Below are 20,582 nucleotides of genomic sequence, written 5' to 3'. Positions count from 1 at the left end.
CACTTGATAAACGCAGCTCGATTTGTAAATTTGCTAAGCTGATTTAGTGTGATATTGCTCAAGTAATAGCGGGTGAACACGATTGTTTAAAACGCGGATAACTTCAAACTGTTCAAGAGACAAATTATCATCAAGTTTGAATGTTTCGTTAAGGTTTAGGCAAATTGAAGCATCAGGGCAATGTTCAACAATTAAAAACTCACCGGTTTGCGCTTTTGAGGTAAGTTTAACGATGGCTTCTGTACTTGGCTGGGTGCCTGTGTACTCTTCAAAAAACCAACTTTTAGCCAGTACCGGTTTTAAATGAAATTTTACAGCGGTGGCATTGAGCGCAATTTGGCAAATTTGTGCAGGCTTATACAGCTCAAAACCATCTAAGTAGTTATATACCTGTTCATAAAAAGCAGCATCTTCTAAGCTAAAACGCGGGTTTTCAAATACACAGTCGGTGAGTTGTCTTAACTTATACGGAGTGCATAGTTGCATATCGTCATTTAAATCAAGTAGTAAGCGGTTTTTATTTGCACATGCAATCCACTGCCATTGTTTTGTTGCTTGTAACATTTGCCTCCTCCTTGTTTAAAAATTTATTTTTTATTAAGACATTAATATTAGATTATAACGGCTTTTGACCATTTTTAAAACATTTGTTTAGAACATTTATTGAACGATCAAAAGCTTACATAACTGATCCTTATAAGGAATCAACGATCGATTTTACCAATTGTGGCCCTTTGTAGATGAACCCAGTATAAACCTGCACTAAATTTGCGCCTGCATTTAGCTTTTCTTGAGCAGATTGCGCATCATCAATACCGCCTACACCAATAATTGGTAATTTACCTTGTGTTAAACGTTTAAGTTCGCTAACAACGTGTGTAGAGCGCTCTCTTACTGGGCTGCCAGATAAACCACCCGCCTCATCGGCGTATTGCTGACCCATTACTGCACTACGTTCGAGCGTAGTATTTGTTGCGATTACGCCATCAATTTGATTAGTTAATAGTGACTCGCTAACCTGATCAATTTGGATTTGATCAAGATCTGGCGCTATTTTAACCAGCATAGGTACTTGCTTATTATGCTTGGCAATTAAATCGAGCTGTTCATTCTTTAAACTTTGCAGTAAATCATCTAACGCGGCGCCATATTGTAAATCGCGCAGCCCTGGGGTATTTGGAGATGAAATATTGACCGTAATATACGAAGCATGCTCGAACACTTTACGCATACAATGAATGTAGTCGTCTTTACCTTGCTCATTTGGGGTATCTTTATTTTTACCAATATTAATACCTAAAATACCGGTGTACTTGGCCTTTTTTACGTTATTAACTAAATTATCGACCCCTTTATTATTAAAGCCCATTCGGTTAATAATGGCATTTGACTGCGGTAATCTAAAAATGCGCGGCTTATCATTACCTGCTTGCGGGCGCGGGGTAACCGTGCCAACTTCTACAAAACCAAAGCCCATTTGGCTAAAGGCATCAATACACTCAGCGTTTTTATCTAAACCTGCAGCCAAACCCACAGGGTTTTTAAACTCAAGACCTAAAAAATTAACTGGTTTGTTTTGTAGTTGTTGTGACCAAGCTGCGTTTAAAGGGGTGTGTGCAAAACGGCGTAAATTATTAAGCGCAAACTCATGTGCCCATTCAGCATCTCGGGTGAACATAAAACGGCGGGCTAAATCGTAAAACATGAATTGTTCCTCTTTAAATTACAGACAAAAAAATACCTCAGACTAGGCTGAGGTATTGTATAACAATTTTAACAATTAACTGATTATTTACTGAATAAATAACCAATTAAAGCTAAATTATTTTCCTGATGTATCACAGTTATGGCTTAACAACATTAATTCGCGAAGTGCAACTGAGAACTTAGCAAAGTCGTGACTTTGCGAGGTTTTAAATTCAGCTAACATTTGCTTCCAACGCTGTAGCAGCAGATCTTGGCTTGCCATCCACTGATCGATTTGATTATCAACATCGTTTTCGTCACCTTCAAAGCTGTTTAGCACAACATGAGAAAGCGTACGTTGTTGCCAATCAAGCTCTTCACGGTACGACGCACGGGCAAGTGCTTGCCAATGGTTAGAAACAGGCTGGTTAGTAATTTGATCTAAGAACCAGTGTAAGCCCATACGCGAGCCAAGTTTAAAGTAGGTATTAGATACCATCGCCACACTGCGGCCTGAATTATGCGCTATTTCAGCAATATCCATTACAGAGAACAGGCTAGAAAGGTCAATAATACGCTTAGCAATTTGCTTAGGTACACCTTTTTCAACTAGCTCATTTGCTTTACCAGTTAAACATTCGTGTTCTTTGTCTTGCATGTACGTATTTAAGTTTTCGCTTAAATTTTTAAACGTTGGCGCAAAGAACTCGATAGCTTGTTCAATTGTTTGTGACTTATTACGATGACGTAAGAACCAGCGTGTTGCACGGCGAACAGTACGACGTAATTGGTACAGCATTTCGGTTTGAACTGCTGCTGGGATTTTATTATCTAGCGCGCTGATTGATGACCAGGTTTCACGCATTTCAAAAATCTCACTCGCAATTGAGTAGCACATTGCGATTTCAGCTTCGTTAGCACCGGTCTCTTCGTTCATGCGTACCATGAAGTTTAAGCCCATGTCATTAACGATATTGTTCGCCAGTTTTGTTGCAATGATTTCTTTTCGCAGTGGGTGATTATCCATCGCGTCGTTAAATTTTTCACGCAGTGGACGCGGGAAAGACTTAACTAGTAGCTGACGGTAGTACGGGTTTTCAGTAATTTCATCTGTTACTAAAGACTCTTTAAGCACCATTTTAGCGTACGAAACTAATACTGAAAGCTCTGGACGTGTTAGGTCTTTACCTGCTGCAGCGCGCTCTGCCAACTCTTCATCAGTTGGTAAAAACTCGATTGCACGGTTTAGCTTGCCTTCTTTTTCAAGGGCATGAATAAAGCGGATCTTCTCTTTAAGTGTTGATGCACCTTTAGACTGTGTAATCGACAATGTATGTGTTTGACGGTAACAATCTTTAAGTACAAGCTCAGACACTTCGTCGGTCATAGAGTAAAGTAACTCATCACGTTGTTTACGTGTTAAATCCCCTTCTGAAACTAAGCCGTTAAGTAAAATTTTAATATTTACTTCGTTATCTGAACACGCAACACCGCCTACGTTATCAATAAAGTCGGTATTTACACGCCCGCCTTTGGCTGCAAACTCGATACGCCCTAATTGGGTTGCACCTAAGTTACCGCCCTCACCTAAAATTTTAGCGCCAAGGTCTTTACCGTTTATGCGCAGCGCATCGTTTGCACGATCCCCTACATCAGCGTCTGTTTCGTGGCTGTTTTTAATGTAAGTACCAATACCACCGTTCCACAGTAAATCAAATTCCATCATTAATGAGGCTTTGATTAACTCGTTCGGTGTCATGCTTGCTTTTTTAGTGCCAAGCATTTTTTTCATTTCTGGGCTTAAAGAAATCGATTTAGCTGCGCGCGAGAAAATCCCACCACCCGCTGAAATCAGATCTTTATTGTAATCTTCCCATGATGAACGAGGCAGGTTAAACAAGCGCTCACGCTCTGGGTAAGAGGTCGCTGCATCTGGTGTAGGGTCTACAAATATGTGCATATGGTTAAACGCGACTTGTAAGCGAATGTGCTTAGACAATAACATGCCGTTACCAAATACATCGCCGGCCATATCACCAATAGCAACCACAGTGAAATCGGTAGTTTGACAGTCAATATCCATTTCACGGAAATGACGTTTAACAGACTCCCATGCACCTTTTGCTGTTATGCCCATTTTCTTATGGTCATAACCTACTGAACCACCTGATGCAAACGCATCACCTAGCCAGAAGTTGTATTCATTAGCAATACCGTTAGCAATATCAGAGAAGGTAGCTGTACCTTTATCGGCTGCAACTACTAGGTATGGGTCGTCTTCATCGTGACGTGTTACATTAGCTGGCGGTACAATTTCACCACGCTCAATGTTATCGGTAATGTCTAATAAACCACGGATGAAAATTTTGTAACACTCTTGACCTTCTTTAATAAAGGCTTCGCGTTCACTCGGTAGCTGCTTACATACAAAACCACCTTTAGAACCTACCGGAACAATTACGGTGTTTTTAACTTGTTGTGCTTTTACTAAGCCCAGTACCTCAGTACGGAAATCTTCACGACGGTCTGACCAACGAAGGCCACCACGAGCAACTTTACCACCACGTAAATGCACACCTTCTACACGCGGAGAGTATACAAAAATCTCAAATGCTGGCAGCGGAAGCGGCATATCAGGAATTAAGCTAGGCTGTACTTTAAACGACACGTAAGATTTAAACTGACCTGTTTCATCTTTTTGGAAGTAGTTAGTACGCAGTGTTGCCACAATCATATCTACATATAAACGTATAATACGGTCATCATCAAGGTTCGCTACGTTTTCAAGCTCTAAGTAAATTTGTGCACTTAATTTTTCAAGTGTTTTAGGGCTTGCAGGGCTTTTTACTGAGAATTTTTTAGCAAATAAGTTAACTATTTGCGCAGCAATATGCGGGTAGTTTGCAAACGTGCTCTCAATGTAGGTCTGTGAGAAGGTAACCCCAATTTGGCGCATATATTTTGCATAGGCACGTAATATAGAGGCTTCACGACCTGTTAAACCACCCATTAATACTAAGCGGTTAAAGCCGTCGTTTTCAAGGCGGTTGCCCCATACATTAGTTAATGCAGCGCGAAAACGAGCAGAAATCTTATCAAAGTCGGCCATTCCTTTGCTGTCAATCAGCATAGAGAAGTCCATGATCCAATTGATACGGCCATCACTTGTTTTAACAGAATATGGCGTTTCACCTACAACGCGTAAACCAAAGTTTTCTAGCATTGGCATAACATCAGATAAGTGAATTGGCTCATCTTTATGGAACAAGCTTAGGCGTACAATATTGCTGTTAGCTTCTTCTTGCGGACGGTAGAACAGCATTTCTAGCTTGTTCTCGTCGTTTAACAATTCTAGCTTTTCAATATCTACAACCGCAGCACTTGGTAGTACTTCATCTTTGTAAGAGCGTGCAAACGCGTTGCAATATTTACGATTTAGCTCATTACCGCGGGCTTCCCCTGCTGACTCTAACAGTGCAGATTGTAATTTATCTTCCCATGTACGAGCAGCTTCTACTAGGTTGTTTTCGATGTCTTTCACGTTATATTCGATATTGTTATCGGTCACACGAACGGTGTAATGTGTACGCGCCAGTGTTGACTCAGAGAAATAGGTAGTAAATTCGACTTTTTCGTCAGAATTAAAGGCGTTAGCTAAAATGTCTTGTGTTTCTCGGCGCAGCGCTGTGTTATATCGCTCACGCGGGACATACACCATACAAGAGAAGAAACGTCCGTAGGCGTCTTTACGAACAAACAAGCGACACATGTCGCGCTCTTGAATTTGTAAAACACCCATTGCTACTTCAAGTAACTCGCTCTCGCGAGCTTGAACTAATTCATCACGTGGGTACGTTTCTAAAATATTAAGTACCGCTTTGTATGCATGGGTGCCTTTTGCAAAGTCACACATATCCATGATGCGGTTAATTTTAGTTTTTAGAACAGGCACATCTGCTGCGCTGTTGTTGTAAAAGCTTGATGAAAATAGGCCGATAAAACGGTCTTCACCAACCACATTGCCTTCATCATCAAAGCGTTTAATACCAACGTAATCTATGTACGCTGGGCGATGAACGCGCGATACAGAGTTCGTTTTTGTTAATACTAATAAGTTACTGCTGAGGGCTTCTTGGCGAGCAAATTCTGGTAATTCAGATAATAAACGTGTGTGCTCATCGGTTGAATTTTTCATCAGGCCAAGGCTTGTGTCCATTTTACCTTTTAACTGGTAATCACCTTGTACAGGGGTAAGCTCGTACTCGCGATAACCCATTAAAGTAAAGTTATCTTTAGCCAGCCAATCTAAAAACTCTACGGCTTCAGATACTTCGTTTTTGTTTTTATTGTGCTTGCGTTTTGGTACTTCTTTAGTAACAGAGACTAATTTTTCGCGAATTGGCTGCCAATCATCTACCGCAATAGAAACATCAACCAATACTGATTCGAGCTCTTTTTTGAAAGACGCAATAACAGATGCATCGGTTTGGCGGTCAATCTCAATAAAGAACACTGTTTTAGTAGAGGTTGATTCTTGCTCTGCTTTTAAATTTGATAAACCAGAAATTTTAGCGTTATCGTCACGCTGAATTTTTAGTGGGCAGTGAAGTAATAAGTGAGAAGCTATATTTTCACGGGTCATAGCCATACGAACAGAATCGACTAAAAATGGCATATCTTTAGCAATAATTTCTACAATTGTATGTGATGACTGCCAGCCATCTTTTGCTACTTCAGGGTTGAAAACGCGAATTACTGCGTCGTCCGTGGTGTTTTTTTCTAGTGCATTCCAAAGGCTGAGTGCAGCACCGTATAGGTCACTATCATTGCGATTTGCCAAATCCTCTTTAGACATATTGCTGTACAAGGCTTTGGCGAATTTCTCAACGAGTAACACATTATCAGCGTGAACTTTTTTCTGGATAAGCTTACAGACATTATCTAGGATAACCGAGGCTTGGCCTTCATTTCGTGTCATTGTATGTTCCTTAATCTATTACTGCTTTTAGTTAAGCAGAATATTTGTACAGCCATTTATTAGCGTGGAGTCAGTTAAATTCTAACCCTTTTAGCGCTAATAAACAGCCTTTTCGATGAAAACATTTTAAGCATTTCAGCTATTTGGTCATCTATTCACAAAATATAGATATAAATGACCATTACAGGTCATTTAGGAGCACAATTATTCACTTTATTTTTTCTGGTCGGTCCACAGCAGACTACCAATTGCGGGTAATAGCAGTACCGCACCTAACATATTTACTAAAAACATGAAGGTAAGCAGTATTCCCATATCTACTTGAAACTTAAGATCAGAGAATATCCACGTACTCACACCTATCGCAAGGGTAATACCGGTAAACAATACAGCACTGCCACGCTCAACAAGGGCATTACGGTACGCCACGCTCAGCGGTACGTTTTGCTTAAGTTGGCCCATCATTGAAGAAAGTATATAAATACCGTAATCCACACCAATACCTACACCTAAGGCTATAACAGGTAAAGTAGATACCGTTAAGCCAATTTCTAATTGCACCATCAGTGCCTGTGCAAGAGTTGATACAATATACAGAGGTAATACCACTGCAATTGTCGCTTTTACGCTCTTAAAGCTTAACAAACACAAAATAATAACCGCGCCGTAAACGTACAGCATCATCGGAATTTGCGCCGCAGAAACAGACTCGTTTGTTGCCGCCATCACCCCTACAGGCCCAGACGCTAACTTAAAGGCTAACTTGTCTGTGCCTTCTTCTTGTGCAAATTGCTTAACACGTTGAATAACGGTATCGATTGTATTTGCTTTGTGATCATCTAAAAATATAATCACCGGCATGACTGAGCAATCGCCATTGAGTAACCCTGTGCTTGTTTCTACACGGGCTGTTGATTGCACTAAGCTGGCTGAATTACGCGGTAAGCTTTGCCATTTTAAGTTACCTTCGTTGTAACCTGCGTTAACCGACTGCGCCACAGAGCTTAAACTAACCGCCGATTGTACGCCTGGCACGTTTTCTACCTTGTACTGAAAACGGCTAATGCGCGCCATCACATCGTGCTCTGTACACGCCGCAGGGTAAGCCTCAACAATAACTTTTAAAATATCCGACGAAATAGTGTATTTGTCCGATATTAAAAAAGTATCTTGATTGTAGCGAGCATCTTGATGCAGTGAAGGCGCACCTGCATGTAAATCACCAATTCGCATTTTATCTGCTTGCCAGTAACCTAATGCAAATAACACCAGCGTAAAACCAATAATCATTTTTGCGGTTTTAGGGTCTGTGGCTTTTACCAATAAATCGCGTATCGCATCTAGCATATTTGGCTTTTGCGCATCGCCTGATTGAATATGCACAGTGTTGGCAAAATTCATATACGAGGCCCACACTGGCAATAAAATTAAATTAGTAAATATAATAACAGCAACACCTAAACTTGCTGTGATTGCAAGTTCACGAATAATACCTATATCAATAGTCAGCAGGGTTAAAAAGCCCACCGTGTCTGAAAGCAGCGCAATACCACCAGGTACAAGTAATGCTCTAAAGCTTGATTGACAACAAATGCGGGTACTTTTGCCCTCACCTACTTTTTTACCAATGGCGTTGATCATCTGCACGCCGTGGCTTACACCAATCGCAAATACTAAAAACGGCACCAATATAGACATAGGGTCGAGACCAAAACCTAGACTCGACAATAAACCCATTTGCCAAATTACGGCAATAATTGAACACGCTATAGGTAAAATGGTGAGCTTCAAACTGCCACAAAATAGCCATACCATAATAAAGGTAAAACCAATGGCAATAGCAAAAAATAGCACAACGCCTTTTGCCCCTTGTGCGATATCGCCGGCCATTTTGGCAAATCCAATAATATGAATACTGACTTTATCTGTACTTAAAGGCTCTCTTACTTGCGTTTCTAACTTATCTGCAAATGCCAGTGTATCTAGCTTTTGCTGAGTTTGCGGGTCGGTTTCGAGTAGTTGCGCGGTCACCATGGCACATGAGTAATCGCTGGCAATCATTCGCCCTACTACTTTTGCTTTTTCAATGTTTTCTTTAACTACCGCTAAACCTTTCTGGTCAGCTTTAAAGTTTGCAGGAATGATTGGGCCGCCAGCAAAACCATCTTCAACCACTTCGACAAAACGTGCACTGGGCGCAAAAATAGAGTTAACTAATGGGCGGTTTACACCGGGAATAAAATACAGTTGATCGTGTACTGCTTTTAATTGGGTGAAAAATTCGGGGTTAAAAATGTTACCACTGTCATCACACACCGAAATTAAAATGCTATTTGCACCACCAAATTGTTTTTCGTGTTTGGTGTACACTTTCATGTATTCGTGATTTAGCGGAATATTTTTGTTAAACGAGGCGTCTAGTTCAATGTGAGTGGCTTTATAGCCTAAAAAACATGTGATTAGCGCAAAAGCAATCAACATGATAGTACGGTGTCTAAACACCGCCTTTTCTAAAAAATCTAAAAACGTATGCATTAAGGGTTTAACTCCTTCACTTTAATGCCATCTTCTGTTGCCATGACCAATTTATTATTAATTATTACGCCATCTAGAATAGCTTTACCATCGGGGCGTTGTTCATGTGTAAGTAAGCCGTCTTTTAAATGAAAGATCACACCACTATTTGCCAGCAGTAACCAATGCTCATTATTATAATTTATAATGTTATTAACCGTGGCCGTTTTAACATTTTCAAAATGTTGCCATTGTTGTTCATTTTTATTTTTAGCAAATACATTTCCTCTCAGCCCTGCCACAATTTCTTGCTGCGCATCTGATGCTACCGCAAAAAAAGAACCTGGGTAAATTTCATCAAGGCGTTGCCATGTTTGGCCATTATCACTGCTTTTGGCCATTAACCCCATTTCACCGACTAACATCAAACCACTGTCTGTTTTTTCAATACGGTTAAAATGTGGCAGTATAGATGCTGTTTCAGCCTCGTAGCCTTGAGGGTCATTTTCTTTTAAATCATTCAAATACTCTCTATCTTCACTAAACAGTAAAGAGTCTAAAAAGCGTTTATGCCAGTGCTTACCGCCATCACTGGTTTGATAAAACATGCCATAAGCGCCAACAGCAAAACCATTTGAGTCATCTTCAAAGTAAATATCTAAACACGGCTTATCAAGCTCTGGCTTTGCTTGTTGTAATTGCCAATTTAAACCACCATCGGTGGTATTAATTATTGTGGCATCGTGCCCGCATGCCCACCCATGAGTTTCATTAGAAAAATCGACAGCTGTTAGCAATACCTGTGTAGGGACGCTTTGCGCTTGCTGCCATTGCTCAGCGTTTTTGCTTGTTATTACCGTACCGTGCTTACCTACAGCCACTAAAGCAGCACCTGTATTGGTAATATCAGTTAGTAGGGTTTTATTTGCGTTGATTGCGCTAATAGCATACTGAGGTGCATCTTGTGCAATACTCGCACCGCTTATGATCAGGCTGGCATATACCAAATACTTCATAAATTTTAATCGCCTTGAACTGAAGAATTGTTTGTCTGTTTGCTGAGGAAAATCCTGCGTGTCGTATAGACAAACGCGATGAGAAAGAAAAAAGCAGCTAACGGGCTGTTAGCTGCATATTACGTTGTTATCTACCTTCACGGCGTAATGCGCTTGAAGTAAATTCGTTATCGTTAAACGTCTCTGAAAAGTCGTACATTTTTTCTTGGTTATCTAAACCAATAGCTAAGTAACGGCGCGAATTTAAATCATGATACACTTCTAAGGTACTCCACTGCGTAGGTACCTCGTAGTAGTTTAAGCCATATGCCATTGCTACACGATAAAGCTGGTCGCGATTATCATAAATATCGGTCACTTGTACTTGCCAGCTATCTTCATCAATATAAAACACGCGTTTTTTATAAATATGGCGTGTATCATCTTTTAAGTTAGCTTCAACAACCCATACACGGTGCTTTTCATAACGCGTATGCTCTGGGTTAATGTGGCCTGGTTTTAAAATATCGTCGTACTCTAGTTTATCACTGTGTAACTTGTAGCTATTGTACGGAATATATAGTTCTTGCTTACCTTTTAACGTCCAGTTGTAACGGTTAGGTGAGCCATTAAACATATCAAAATCATCAGTAGTACGTAAGCTATCTGCGGCTGTACCTGGAGCGTCATATGCAACATTTGGTGCACGACGAACACGACGCTGACCTGAGTTATATGTCCACGCTTGGCGAGGCGTTAAAATTTGATCCATAGTTTCGTGTACAAGTAGCGCTGTACCGGCAAGGCGTGCTGGCTCTGTCACCTTTTGCTTAAATTTAAACAAAATGTTTGAGTCTTGAAGCTCTGCAGGAGTCGCTTTAGGATCTGAATATTTAACCAATAGTTGTTCATCAAAGCCAACATAATTGTACGAACCCGATGCGGTGGGTGCAGCTTGTCCACCAAAACGCTCTATTGATTGTCCACGATAGCGTAATAAGTGATTCCAGATAGCTTCTAAGCCAGATTTAGGAATAGGAAATGGAATACCAATTGCGGTATTTTTTATTCCGTTGCCACCTTCAATAAGCTCAGCCGTTGCAGCAAACTCTTTTGTTGCATCGTATACAAACTGTGGGTAAGACGCAGAGCGGCGCGTTTCATAAACAGGCATTTTAAACGTATCTGGGTATGCTTCAAATAAAGCAATTTGACCAGGGCTTAAGTTAGCTTTGTACTTATCAAGGTTTGTTTTATCAATGGTAAACAACACTTTGTCCGCAGAATACGGGTCTAAATGGTGCATCCCTGGTTCATAACCTTCTGGTGCAGATGTAATACCGCCATTCCACGCTGGAATTGACCCATCAGCATTGGCTGCTTTTTCTGCGCCAAATGGCGTTAAGTCTTGTCCTAAACGTGCAACTTCTTCAGCGCTCATTTTTGCCATTGCCGCTGAACTTAAAAACATGCTACACAAAGCGGTAGCGATGAGGGTAGGTTTTTTAATCATACTAATATTACCCCTAAATTGAATATTTTAAATTGAAAGAAACGTAGTCACGATCTGAGAAAGTATTGATATCGCCACCACCCCAAAATGAGTTGTAGCTCACATCAAGTGACCATGCATTTTGGTAATTAAAGTTCATCGTTACACCCAACGATTTACGGTCTTCAATAAACAAGAACATAGGATCAGGTGTGTTACCGTTTACATCATGAGAAAATACAAATCGTGGAGAGAAGTTAATGCCATTGTAAAGGTTAAAGTAATCACCTTTAGCAATTAGGCGGTAACCCCAAGATGATGCCGTTGCAAACGACTTTTCTTCTGGGCCATTAGAAAGGCCTAGTTGTAATGTTGTGTAGTCAGTAGTGCCTGGGCCTGTGATCACACCGCTTCGACCTGTACCCGACACATTTAAACGCATTTCGTCGTAGTCAGGCATATCATGAATTTTAACAGCACCTACTTCACCTACTACAGCCCAGCTATCAGCACCTAATGACGGGCCAAATAAATGTGTTGCAGTAAACTGAATTTGTGATGTGTCGCGTTCAATATAACCTTGTGCAACTTCACCTGCCGCTACAGAGCTAATCGCATCACCAAAACTCATTTGCGAAATACCCGCAAAGTCTGGGCGAATACCGGCAAGCGCCAATTGTTCAGGCATGGCGGTATAAAGTAGCTCTACATCGTCTATTTGTAATGGTTCGTCTTTACGAAATGCAAACTCACCAGCAAACGCAGTTTCGCCAATTGTGGTGTTAAAGCTTAAACCGTAAAGTTTAATATCTTCTGGGTAATCATTTTCTGCTTTTGAAAACGCAACTAAATCTGCCACGTTGTCATCTGTAATTTCTGTTGTTGCAATCATCGCTAAATCTTGTGCGATGGCAGCTTGAGAAAAGTTAGATACACGACCAGAAATTAGCGGACGTCGACTATGGTAATTAACGTGGTATAACGCCACTTCTGTGTCGTTCCACTCTGGTAAAAATACACCTAAACGTAAACCATATTGGCCGCCGTCATCTGGCTCTGTTTTACCGTTATCGCCTTTACCTTTAAGCGCAACTTTAGTTGGATGAGCTAAATACATGTTTGCAAGCAGGGCTTGGCCTTCAGCACTTGTTGGGTCAATACCCTGTGCAGCGGCTACCTGAGCAAAATTAGTATAAAGGTTATTAAGGCTGTCGGTTAAATAGGCCATATCAATGTCAGGGTTTGAAGTAAAACCTAACTGTACATTTTGCTGATAGCCGTTTTCTGCTGCAAAGTCATTGGTAGAAAAATAAGTACCCGCAGCCGGTAGGCGTGTTTCATGCCATTGGTACTGATAAAAACCTTCTAAAGTAATATTTTCAGTGATCCCTAATGACGCCCAAAGCATACCTACAGGAATAAATGCTTCTTTAAGCTCAGCACCTGGCGCTTTTAAGCGGTCAATATCGACCGGGTTTACGTTAATACCATGAGAGATAAGTGTACTCTCACCCCAGTTAACTACTTGTTGACCAAGGCGAATTGACAGCGGGTTATTGCCATCGTTTAAGTCAAAATTTGCCCAAACGTAGGCATCTAATAAACGAATGTCGGCACAGCTTTGCTCTTTTGTGTCGTCATCATCACATGGATCTACGCCTTGTCCTGAGGTTGGGTTAACGTAGGCTCTATCACCATCCATTAACTCAAAATCGTAAAAGTACATAAAACGTGTGAATAAGCCGTAGTTATCTTTGCTAATTGAAAGGTCGTGTGTTCCTTTCAATAATTTTGAAAACGAATCACCGCTATCAAAATTAAGATTACCTGCATCGCCATTATTAGAGTAAGAGCCTGGTTGAGCCCAAACATCTTGAGAAGAATAAATTGTATTTAATGAAGGATTATACCCAGTCCAATCAAATGCAGGATTATTGCTTTTACCAATAATGTCGAAATCTCTGTCTTCAACACGGACGCTTTGACCATAGGAAAAAGTTGAGTCGAAGGTAACATCAAAGCCCCCTACCTCAAAATTTGCTGCATTCGCTGCTGCAGATAAACCTAAGCTTGCGGCTGCTAAACCTATAGCTATTTTGTTTTTAACAAAAAGCGATCTTCTTATCATTGTGTATCCCCCTGTCGTGGGTAATTATGTGTGATCAAGTTATTGTTTTTAGTGTAATCTTAACGATAGAAGCGATTATAAAAAATTACAAATGGTCGCGTTCAATCAATTATTATATTTTTTGAGCTGACGTTTACGTATTGGTAAGACGTCATACCAGATAATTTATACACGTAAATTAACAATAGAACAAATTGAAATTAACAAAAAGATAATATTTTTATGTATCTATAACATAAAAACAGCAGGTTAGGCGATACGTTCGAGGCGAATAAATTTATTCTCGGGGGTAAGTAAAAGTCTAAAACGCCCTCTTATTCCTATAGATGAAATGTAAGGGCGTAAGTGCGAGGCGGCAAAACGTATTGTTTTACCGCTATCCTCAACCACTTGTACTGAGCTAAAACGACCATGGTAGTAGTCCATGCATTTGTTATAGCTCAGGTGTAAAGAGAAGTAATACTCAATCATTTAATTAAGCGCTTTTTCAACCTTTTCAAATAAATCAGCACTTAATCCTTCAAGGTTTGCTAAGCGTTGCAACTGTGCTTTCATTGCTTGAGCGCGGGTTGTGTCAAAGCGTTTCCACGACATGAAAGGCGTTAACATTCTAGAGGCATTTTGCGGATTAATCGCGTTTAGCTTAATAAGTAAATCACCTAATAATGCGTAACCTTCACCATCTTTTCGGTGAAATTGTGCGGTATTAAAATGACTAAAGCTGCCCACTAATGCCCGTACACGATTTGGATTTGAAAAATCAAAGCTAGGATGCGCGTACAACGCTTTTATATTCTCAATAGCATCATCACCAGATTGCATAGCCTGCAGCGCAAACCATTTATCCATAACTAAAACATCATGACGCCACTGGCTATCAAAATGATCTAACAACGTTGTTCTTAATGGGTGTGATGCTTTTACTACCGCACTTAATGAGGCTAAAACATTGGTCATATTCGGTGAATCTGCCGATTCTCTAATAAAGCGGTCAACTTGCTCAGAAGGTATTTTAGCTAAGTAATGTAGACAAACACCTTTAAGCGCTCTTATAGCCACTGCATCAGGATTTATACTGCCATCATCTACAAACGAGCTGTAACAATGTAAAAGCTCATCAGATAATTGCTCGGCAATTTGTTGCTCAAACAACCTTGTGATTGTAATGATTTCGTCAACAGGAATTATGTCAAACTCAGCGGCAAACGTGTCAAAGCTTGGCAGTTTTATAAGCTCTGCTACCAGTGCTAAATCGCCACTTTGTGCGCTTATTAACACACGTAGTGCATTAATAACGTTTTCACTTAATGTTGCATGTTCAGGTGCGTTGACTGCTTGCTTAACTGCATTAATAAATAACTGCTGCTGCGCATCCCAACGCGAAAAATCGCTGCGTGCATAACGCATAATATGCAGTAAATCAGGTTCTGAATTTTGCTGGCTTAAAATACAGGGCGCTGAAAAATCTTCAAGTAACACCGCCACTGGGCGAGCAGGTATTTGATCAAAGTAAAACGTTTGCGTTGGCGCAGTTACGTTAAGCACGTGGTCGCGTTTTTCACCTTGATAAGTAAGTGCAATACTTTGCCCATTTTCATCTAATAATTCGATGGCAAATGGAATGTGAAGGCTCTTATTATCTGGCTGATTTAGCGGAGCTGATTGCTCAATTGTTAAAGTATAAAGTTGCTTATCGTGATCATAGTGCTGTGTTGCATTTAATCGTGGTGTACCTGATTGGCTATACCAACGCTTAAATTGCGTTAAATCTATGCCTGAAGCATCACTCATTGCAGCAACAAAATCATCACAGGTAACCGCTTGACCATCATGGCGTTCAAAGTAAAGCTGCATCCCTTTTTGAAAGTTAACCTCACCTAACAGGGTGTGCATCATTCGGATAACTTCAGCCCCTTTATCGTATACCGTTACGGTATAAAAGTTATTCATTTCGATAACTTTTTCAGGGCGAATTGGGTGCGCCATTGGCCCCGCATCTTCACTAAACTGATGTGTGCGCATTACTTTAACGGCATCAATGCGGTTAAGTGCGCGTGAGCCTAAATCGCTACTAAATTCTTGGTCTCTGAATACTGTGAGCCCTTCTTTTAATGATAGCTGAAACCAGTCTCTACAGGTAACACGGTTACCCGTCCAGTTATGAAAATACTCATGACCAACAATCGACTCTATCGTGTGATAATCTTTATCGGTGGCGGTTTCTTGGTTAGCCAATACGCATTTACTATTAAATACATTTAGCCCTTTGTTTTCCATTGCTCCCATATTGAAAAAATCTACGGCAACAATCATGTAAATATCTAAGTCATATTCTAGGTTAAAGCGTGTCTCATCCCAATGCATGGCTTTTTTTAATGAGTTAATTGCATGTGGTGTTTTAGATAAATTGCCTTTATCAACAAATAACGCAAGCTCAATTTCGCGCCCACTTTTTGTTGTGTAAGTGTCTTTTAGTACATCAAAATCACCCGCTACTAATGCAAATAAGTAACTTGGCTTTTTAAATGGGTCTTGCCATTTAGCAAAATGGCGGCCATCAGCTGTTTCACCACTGTCAATTTGGTTACCATTTGACAGTAAATGCTTAAAGCTTTTATCAGCAATAATCGTCACATCGTACGTACTTAGCACGTCAGGGCGATCTAAAAAGTAGGTTATTTTTCTAAAACCTTGCGCTTCACATTGCGTGCAATATGCTCCACCAGATAAATACAAGCCTTCTAAAGAGGTGTTTGTATCAGGAGAAATTTCAGTAACAATTTTAAGCTGGCATGTGTGAGGTAAATCATTAATGATTAGGTGCTCACCTTCAATCTTATAATTAGTATAAGCAACATTATCTACTTGCAGCTCCACTAATTGTAAGTCTATGCCATCTAACACAAGCGCTGAGTTTTGATTTGTTGTTCTTTTAAGCGTTAGTAGCGCCGTCACTTTTGTATTTAGTGGTTGTAAGTCAAAAGTGAGTTCAGTGTGCTCTATAGAAAAATTAGGCACAGTGTAGTCTTTTAAGTATTGCGCTTTTGGCTTTGCTGAAACAGTCATAGTTACTCCAACTAAAGCTCCTTAAAAAAGGAGCTATTTAGATTTAAGCAGGTTGCTTGGGTTCAATGCGTAAAATTTTAATACCTACGTACGCATAAATAATGGCTAAGAAAGGGTTAATTAAATTAAAGAAAGCATACAAGGCATAGTCAAATGGGTTTATTAATAAAACGCTTTGCATGTATGCACCACAGGTATTCCACGGAATTAACGGGCTAGTTATTGTGCCGCCATCTTCTAAAGTACGCGATAAATTAACGGGCTTTAAACCACGCTTTTTATATTCTTCTTTAAACATACGACCTGGCACTACAATAGCAATGTATTGATCAGCCGCTATTAAGTTTGTGCCCACACAAGTAGCAATGGTAGATGTAATAAGCGAGCCCGTGCTTTTTGCAATTTTTAAAATGCTCTTAACAAAAATATCTAATAAGCCGGTTTTTTCCATAATGGCACCAAACATAAGAGCTGTCATGATCAGCCATGTTGTAGTTAACATCCCTGCCATACCGCCACCACTGAGCAATGAATCCATTTTGTCATCACCCGTGTCGATGCTAAAACCATCGAAAAAAGTTGTCCAAATAATTTTAAAATAACCAACCAACTCACCCTGAGAAAGGTCAATTTGTGTCGCAATTAAATCAGACTGAAACAACATTGCCCACACAGCACCGATTACAGCGCCAATTGAAATAGCCGGAAACGCTGGCATTTTTTTAATAGCTAAAACTAGCAGCACAATTAATGGAATTAGCATTTCAAAGCCAATATTAAAGTTTTGCTCTAAAATCGCTGTTATTTCGTCAATCCTGCCGGCTTCGTTAGAAGCCGTTGCATTAAAGCCCATAAATATAAAAATGATTAATGCAATGACAAAGCTAGGAACAGTAGTCCATAACATGTGGTGAATATGTTCAAATAAATCAGCTCCAACAACAGCCGGTGCTAAGTTAGTAGTTTCAGAAAGCGGACTGAGTTTGTCACCAAAGTAAGCACCCGAAATAACCGCCCCTGCCGTCACAGTTTGATCAAGCCCTAACCCGGTGGCCACCCCTAAAAGCGCCACACCTATGGTGGCAGCTGTGGTCCAAGAGCTACCTATACTCATTGCAACAATGCCACAAATTAAGCAGCTTGCGGCGTAAAACCAGCTTGGGTTAATAACCTGTAAGCCATAGTAAATGAGCGTTGGCACGGTACCCGACAACAACCAAGTACCAATTAAGGCGCCCACCATTAATAAAATTAAAATAGCCCCCAATGATAAGGTAATACCTTCAATCATGGCTTCTTCAAGCTTTTTCCACGTGTAGCCATTTTTTAGCCCTATTAGTGCCGCAGCAAAGGTGGCAAATAATAACGCTATTTGGTTAGGACCTGATGACGAGTTATCGCCAAATAAATATACCGCTGCGCCTAAAAGGCAAATTAAAACAGTGATAGGAACAAGTGCATCAAAAAACGAGGCGGGTTTAATCGGTTTTTCTAAAGGCTTCAAAATAGTGACTCCTGCACACCACATATCGTGGCGTGGTTATTTATTATTTTTAGCGTATCAGTGCTTTTTTTAAGCCACAGTAATGTAACTCAATTTAGTAATTCGCGATTATAGCAATTTAGCGAAATTTAGGTAACAAAAAAGGCGCAAAAAGCGCCTTTTAAACGGGGTAAACACGTGTTTATTTTTTAGCGATACGGCCAAAGTTAATGTAATCTTGAGTGATCAGTGCTGCCTCTTCTAAGAAAGGGTCAAGCTCTTCAATTACCTCAGGTACATCATCTAGGTTTTCTATTGGCTCTTTACCTAAACGCTTTAAACGCTCATTAGTGCGCGCTAGAGTACGTGCTTCATTTTCATCTTTTTCTTTAATACGGTCTGCTTCAACTAAAGAAATAGTTTTGCGGTCTTTCTCTTCATTGTAACGGGCAATATCATCAAATACGTAACCAAACTCTGGCTCTGACTTAATACGTACTTCGTGCTGTTTTTCAAGATAAGTGATTACAGGCGTTAAATTACCCTGCCTATTATACTTAGCTCGTACTATGCTATCCCACGGCAATGCATTATCTTGCTTGCTCTCGCCCCACTCTGCTGGGTCTATCGCCGAAGGGAATGAAATATCAGGAATAACCCCTTTATGCTGAGTACTGCCGCCGTTTATACGGTAAAACTTAGCAATAGTGTATTGTACGCTACCTAAGTCGTTGTCGTATAAATCGTACGCACGACCTAAGCCTTTGTGCTGCTGAACCGTTCCCTTACCAAAGGTTTGCTCGCCTATAATTACTGCGCGGCCATAGTCTTGCATTGCGGCGGCAAAAATTTCAGAGGCTGAAGCACTGTAACGGTCAACTAAAACAGTTAATGGGCCATCGTAGTAGGTAATTCCGTCACGGTCTTTTTGCTCTTCGATACGGTTATTTAATGTATGAATTTGTACAACCGGACCTTGGTCAAAAAACAAGCCTGATAGCTGTGTAGCTTCATATAATGATCCACCGCCATTTTGGCGCAAATCAATAATAATACCGTCTACGTTTTCTTCTTTAAGTTTAGCTAATTCAACTTTAACGTCTTTTGAAAGATTGTTGTAAAAGCCTGGGATCTCAATAACACCAATTTTTGAAGTTAAATTTGAATAACTCGCTTCAAATACTTCAGATTTAGCAGCCCTATCTTCTAAGCGAATTTTATCACGGGTAATTTCAACTACTTTAGGCGTGCCATGTGCATCAGAACCTTTAAGATACTGTAAACGTACTTTAGTGCCTTTAGGTCCTTTGATTAAATCAACTACATCATCTAAACGCCAGCCAATAACATCAACAAACTCTTTTTGATCTTGGGCAACACCAATAATTTTGTCGTCAGCTTTTAGCTGCTCTGTTTTATCGGCAGGTCCACCTGGTACTAAGCTACGAATAACGGTGTAATCTTCATCTGGGCTTAAAACGGCGCCAATGCCTTCAAGCTCTAGGTCCATATCCATTTTAAATTGTTCTGCGCGGCGCGGCGATAAGTACGACGTATGCGCTTCAATGCTTCGCGCTAGCGAGTTCATTACAATTTGAAATGCATCTTCTGAATTTGTTTGAACTAAACGTTTTTGTGCATTTTTATAACGCTTGGTAAGGACCTCTTTGATCCCTTCCCAATCTTTGCCTGTCATTTTTAAACGCAAGGCATCGTATTTAACACGTTCACGCCAAATTTCATCAAGCTCAGCTTGCGATGCTGGCCATGCTGAATCTTCACGGTCAAAAAAGTATTCATCGTCTTTATCAAACGTCATTTCTTTATCTAGTAATGATAAAGAGTAATCATAACGTTCAAAACGGCGCTTTAAGCTTAAGTTAAAAATATCAAACGTAAAGCCAAGCTTACCGGTGGTAATCGCATTATCAAAATCGTTGCGGTATTTTTCAAACGCAGCAATGTCGCTTGCTAAAAACACACTTTTATTAAAATCAAGGGATTCGATATAACGATCGTACACTTTGCTAGAAAGCGCATCGTTAAATCGAACCGGTGTATAGTGTGAACGAGCAAATAAGTTAGCCACTCGTTTGCTGGCAGTGCCATGTTGACTTTCTTGTTTAAGTACAGGCAAGTCTTCAAGTTTTGCCGCTTCTACGGAAGCGAATAAAGAACCCGAAAACAGGGCAGCAACTAACGGAATGAGCGTAAACTTTTTACTCATACACAACTCCTTA

11 protein-coding genes are annotated in these 20,582 nt (G+C 40.3%); all 11 read right to left on the bottom strand.

The window, feature by feature from the left end:
• Positions 1-33: 33 nt before the first annotated feature.
• Positions 34-564 (bottom strand): cell division protein ZapC, encoded by a 531-nt coding sequence (locus MTF64_RS06295; RefSeq protein WP_024033533.1) that lies wholly within the window; start codon positions 562-564, stop codon positions 34-36.
• A gap of 130 nt (positions 565-694) precedes the next feature.
• Positions 695-1,705: a quinone-dependent dihydroorotate dehydrogenase gene (gene pyrD / locus MTF64_RS06290; RefSeq protein ID WP_248450920.1), complete on the bottom strand. Its 1,011-nt coding sequence runs from the start codon at positions 1,703-1,705 to the stop codon at positions 695-697.
• A gap of 117 nt (positions 1,706-1,822) precedes the next feature.
• The gene (locus MTF64_RS06285; RefSeq protein ID WP_248450919.1) at positions 1,823-6,664 is read right to left on the bottom strand and encodes an NAD-glutamate dehydrogenase; all 4,842 of its coding nucleotides are present in this window, start codon (positions 6,662-6,664) and stop codon (positions 1,823-1,825) included.
• Positions 6,665-6,877: 213 nt separating this feature from the next.
• Complete coding sequence (locus tag MTF64_RS06280) at positions 6,878-9,199, bottom strand: MMPL family transporter (RefSeq protein ID WP_096041646.1); 2,322 nt, start codon at positions 9,197-9,199, stop codon at positions 6,878-6,880.
• On the bottom strand, positions 9,199-10,194 hold the full coding sequence (locus tag MTF64_RS06275; RefSeq protein WP_248450918.1) for a YCF48-related protein: 996 nt from the start codon (positions 10,192-10,194) through the stop codon (positions 9,199-9,201). Before MTF64_RS06275 ends, MTF64_RS06280 begins: the two co-directional genes overlap by 1 nt.
• 127 nt (positions 10,195-10,321) lie before the next feature.
• Positions 10,322-11,686: a DUF1329 domain-containing protein gene (locus MTF64_RS06270; RefSeq protein ID WP_248450917.1), complete on the bottom strand. Its 1,365-nt coding sequence runs from the start codon at positions 11,684-11,686 to the stop codon at positions 10,322-10,324.
• Between the two features lie 13 nt (positions 11,687-11,699).
• Complete coding sequence (locus MTF64_RS06265; RefSeq protein WP_248450916.1) at positions 11,700-13,793, bottom strand: DUF1302 domain-containing protein; 2,094 nt, start codon at positions 13,791-13,793, stop codon at positions 11,700-11,702.
• 249 nt (positions 13,794-14,042) lie between these two features.
• The gene (locus MTF64_RS06260) at positions 14,043-14,264 is read right to left on the bottom strand and encodes a DUF2835 domain-containing protein (RefSeq protein WP_004586708.1); all 222 of its coding nucleotides are present in this window, start codon (positions 14,262-14,264) and stop codon (positions 14,043-14,045) included.
• Entirely contained in the window at positions 14,265-16,859 is a 2,595-nt protein-coding gene (gene pepN, locus MTF64_RS06255) for an aminopeptidase N (RefSeq protein ID WP_248450915.1), read from the bottom strand.
• Positions 16,860-16,902: 43 nt separating this feature from the next.
• The gene (nhaC, locus tag MTF64_RS06250; RefSeq protein ID WP_171036153.1) at positions 16,903-18,363 is read right to left on the bottom strand and encodes a Na+/H+ antiporter NhaC; all 1,461 of its coding nucleotides are present in this window, start codon (positions 18,361-18,363) and stop codon (positions 16,903-16,905) included.
• Between the two features lie 181 nt (positions 18,364-18,544).
• Positions 18,545-20,569 (bottom strand): carboxy terminal-processing peptidase, encoded by a 2,025-nt coding sequence (gene prc, locus MTF64_RS06245; RefSeq protein ID WP_064385143.1) that lies wholly within the window; start codon positions 20,567-20,569, stop codon positions 18,545-18,547.
• Positions 20,570-20,582: the final 13 nt, after the last annotated feature.

This window comes from Pseudoalteromonas sp. 2CM41L (assembly GCF_023161905.1).
GTDB classification, from domain to species: Bacteria; Pseudomonadota; Gammaproteobacteria; order Enterobacterales; family Alteromonadaceae; genus Pseudoalteromonas; species Pseudoalteromonas atlantica.
This window is presented reverse-complemented; position numbering and strand designations above follow the sequence as displayed.

Excerpts from the sequence above, each read along its gene's own strand:
- MTF64_RS06280 (WP_096041646.1), bottom strand. The coding sequence starts at position 9,199 with ATGCATACGTTTTTAGATTTTTTAGAAAAGGCGGTGTTTAGACACCGT.
- MTF64_RS06295 (WP_024033533.1), bottom strand. The coding sequence starts at position 564 with ATGTTACAAGCAACAAAACAATGGCAGTGGATTGCATGTGCAAATAAA.
- MTF64_RS06265 (WP_248450916.1), bottom strand. The coding sequence starts at position 13,793 with ATGATAAGAAGATCGCTTTTTGTTAAAAACAAAATAGCTATAGGTTTA.
- MTF64_RS06285 (WP_248450919.1), bottom strand. The coding sequence starts at position 6,664 with ATGACACGAAATGAAGGCCAAGCCTCGGTTATCCTAGATAATGTCTGT.
- MTF64_RS06275 (WP_248450918.1), bottom strand. The coding sequence starts at position 10,194 with ATGAAGTATTTGGTATATGCCAGCCTGATCATAAGCGGTGCGAGTATT.
- pepN (WP_248450915.1), bottom strand. The coding sequence starts at position 16,859 with ATGACTGTTTCAGCAAAGCCAAAAGCGCAATACTTAAAAGACTACACT.
- pyrD (WP_248450920.1), bottom strand. The coding sequence starts at position 1,705 with ATGTTTTACGATTTAGCCCGCCGTTTTATGTTCACCCGAGATGCTGAA.
- MTF64_RS06260 (WP_004586708.1), bottom strand. The coding sequence starts at position 14,264 with ATGATTGAGTATTACTTCTCTTTACACCTGAGCTATAACAAATGCATG.
- MTF64_RS06270 (WP_248450917.1), bottom strand. The coding sequence starts at position 11,686 with ATGATTAAAAAACCTACCCTCATCGCTACCGCTTTGTGTAGCATGTTT.
- prc (WP_064385143.1), bottom strand. The coding sequence starts at position 20,569 with ATGAGTAAAAAGTTTACGCTCATTCCGTTAGTTGCTGCCCTGTTTTCG.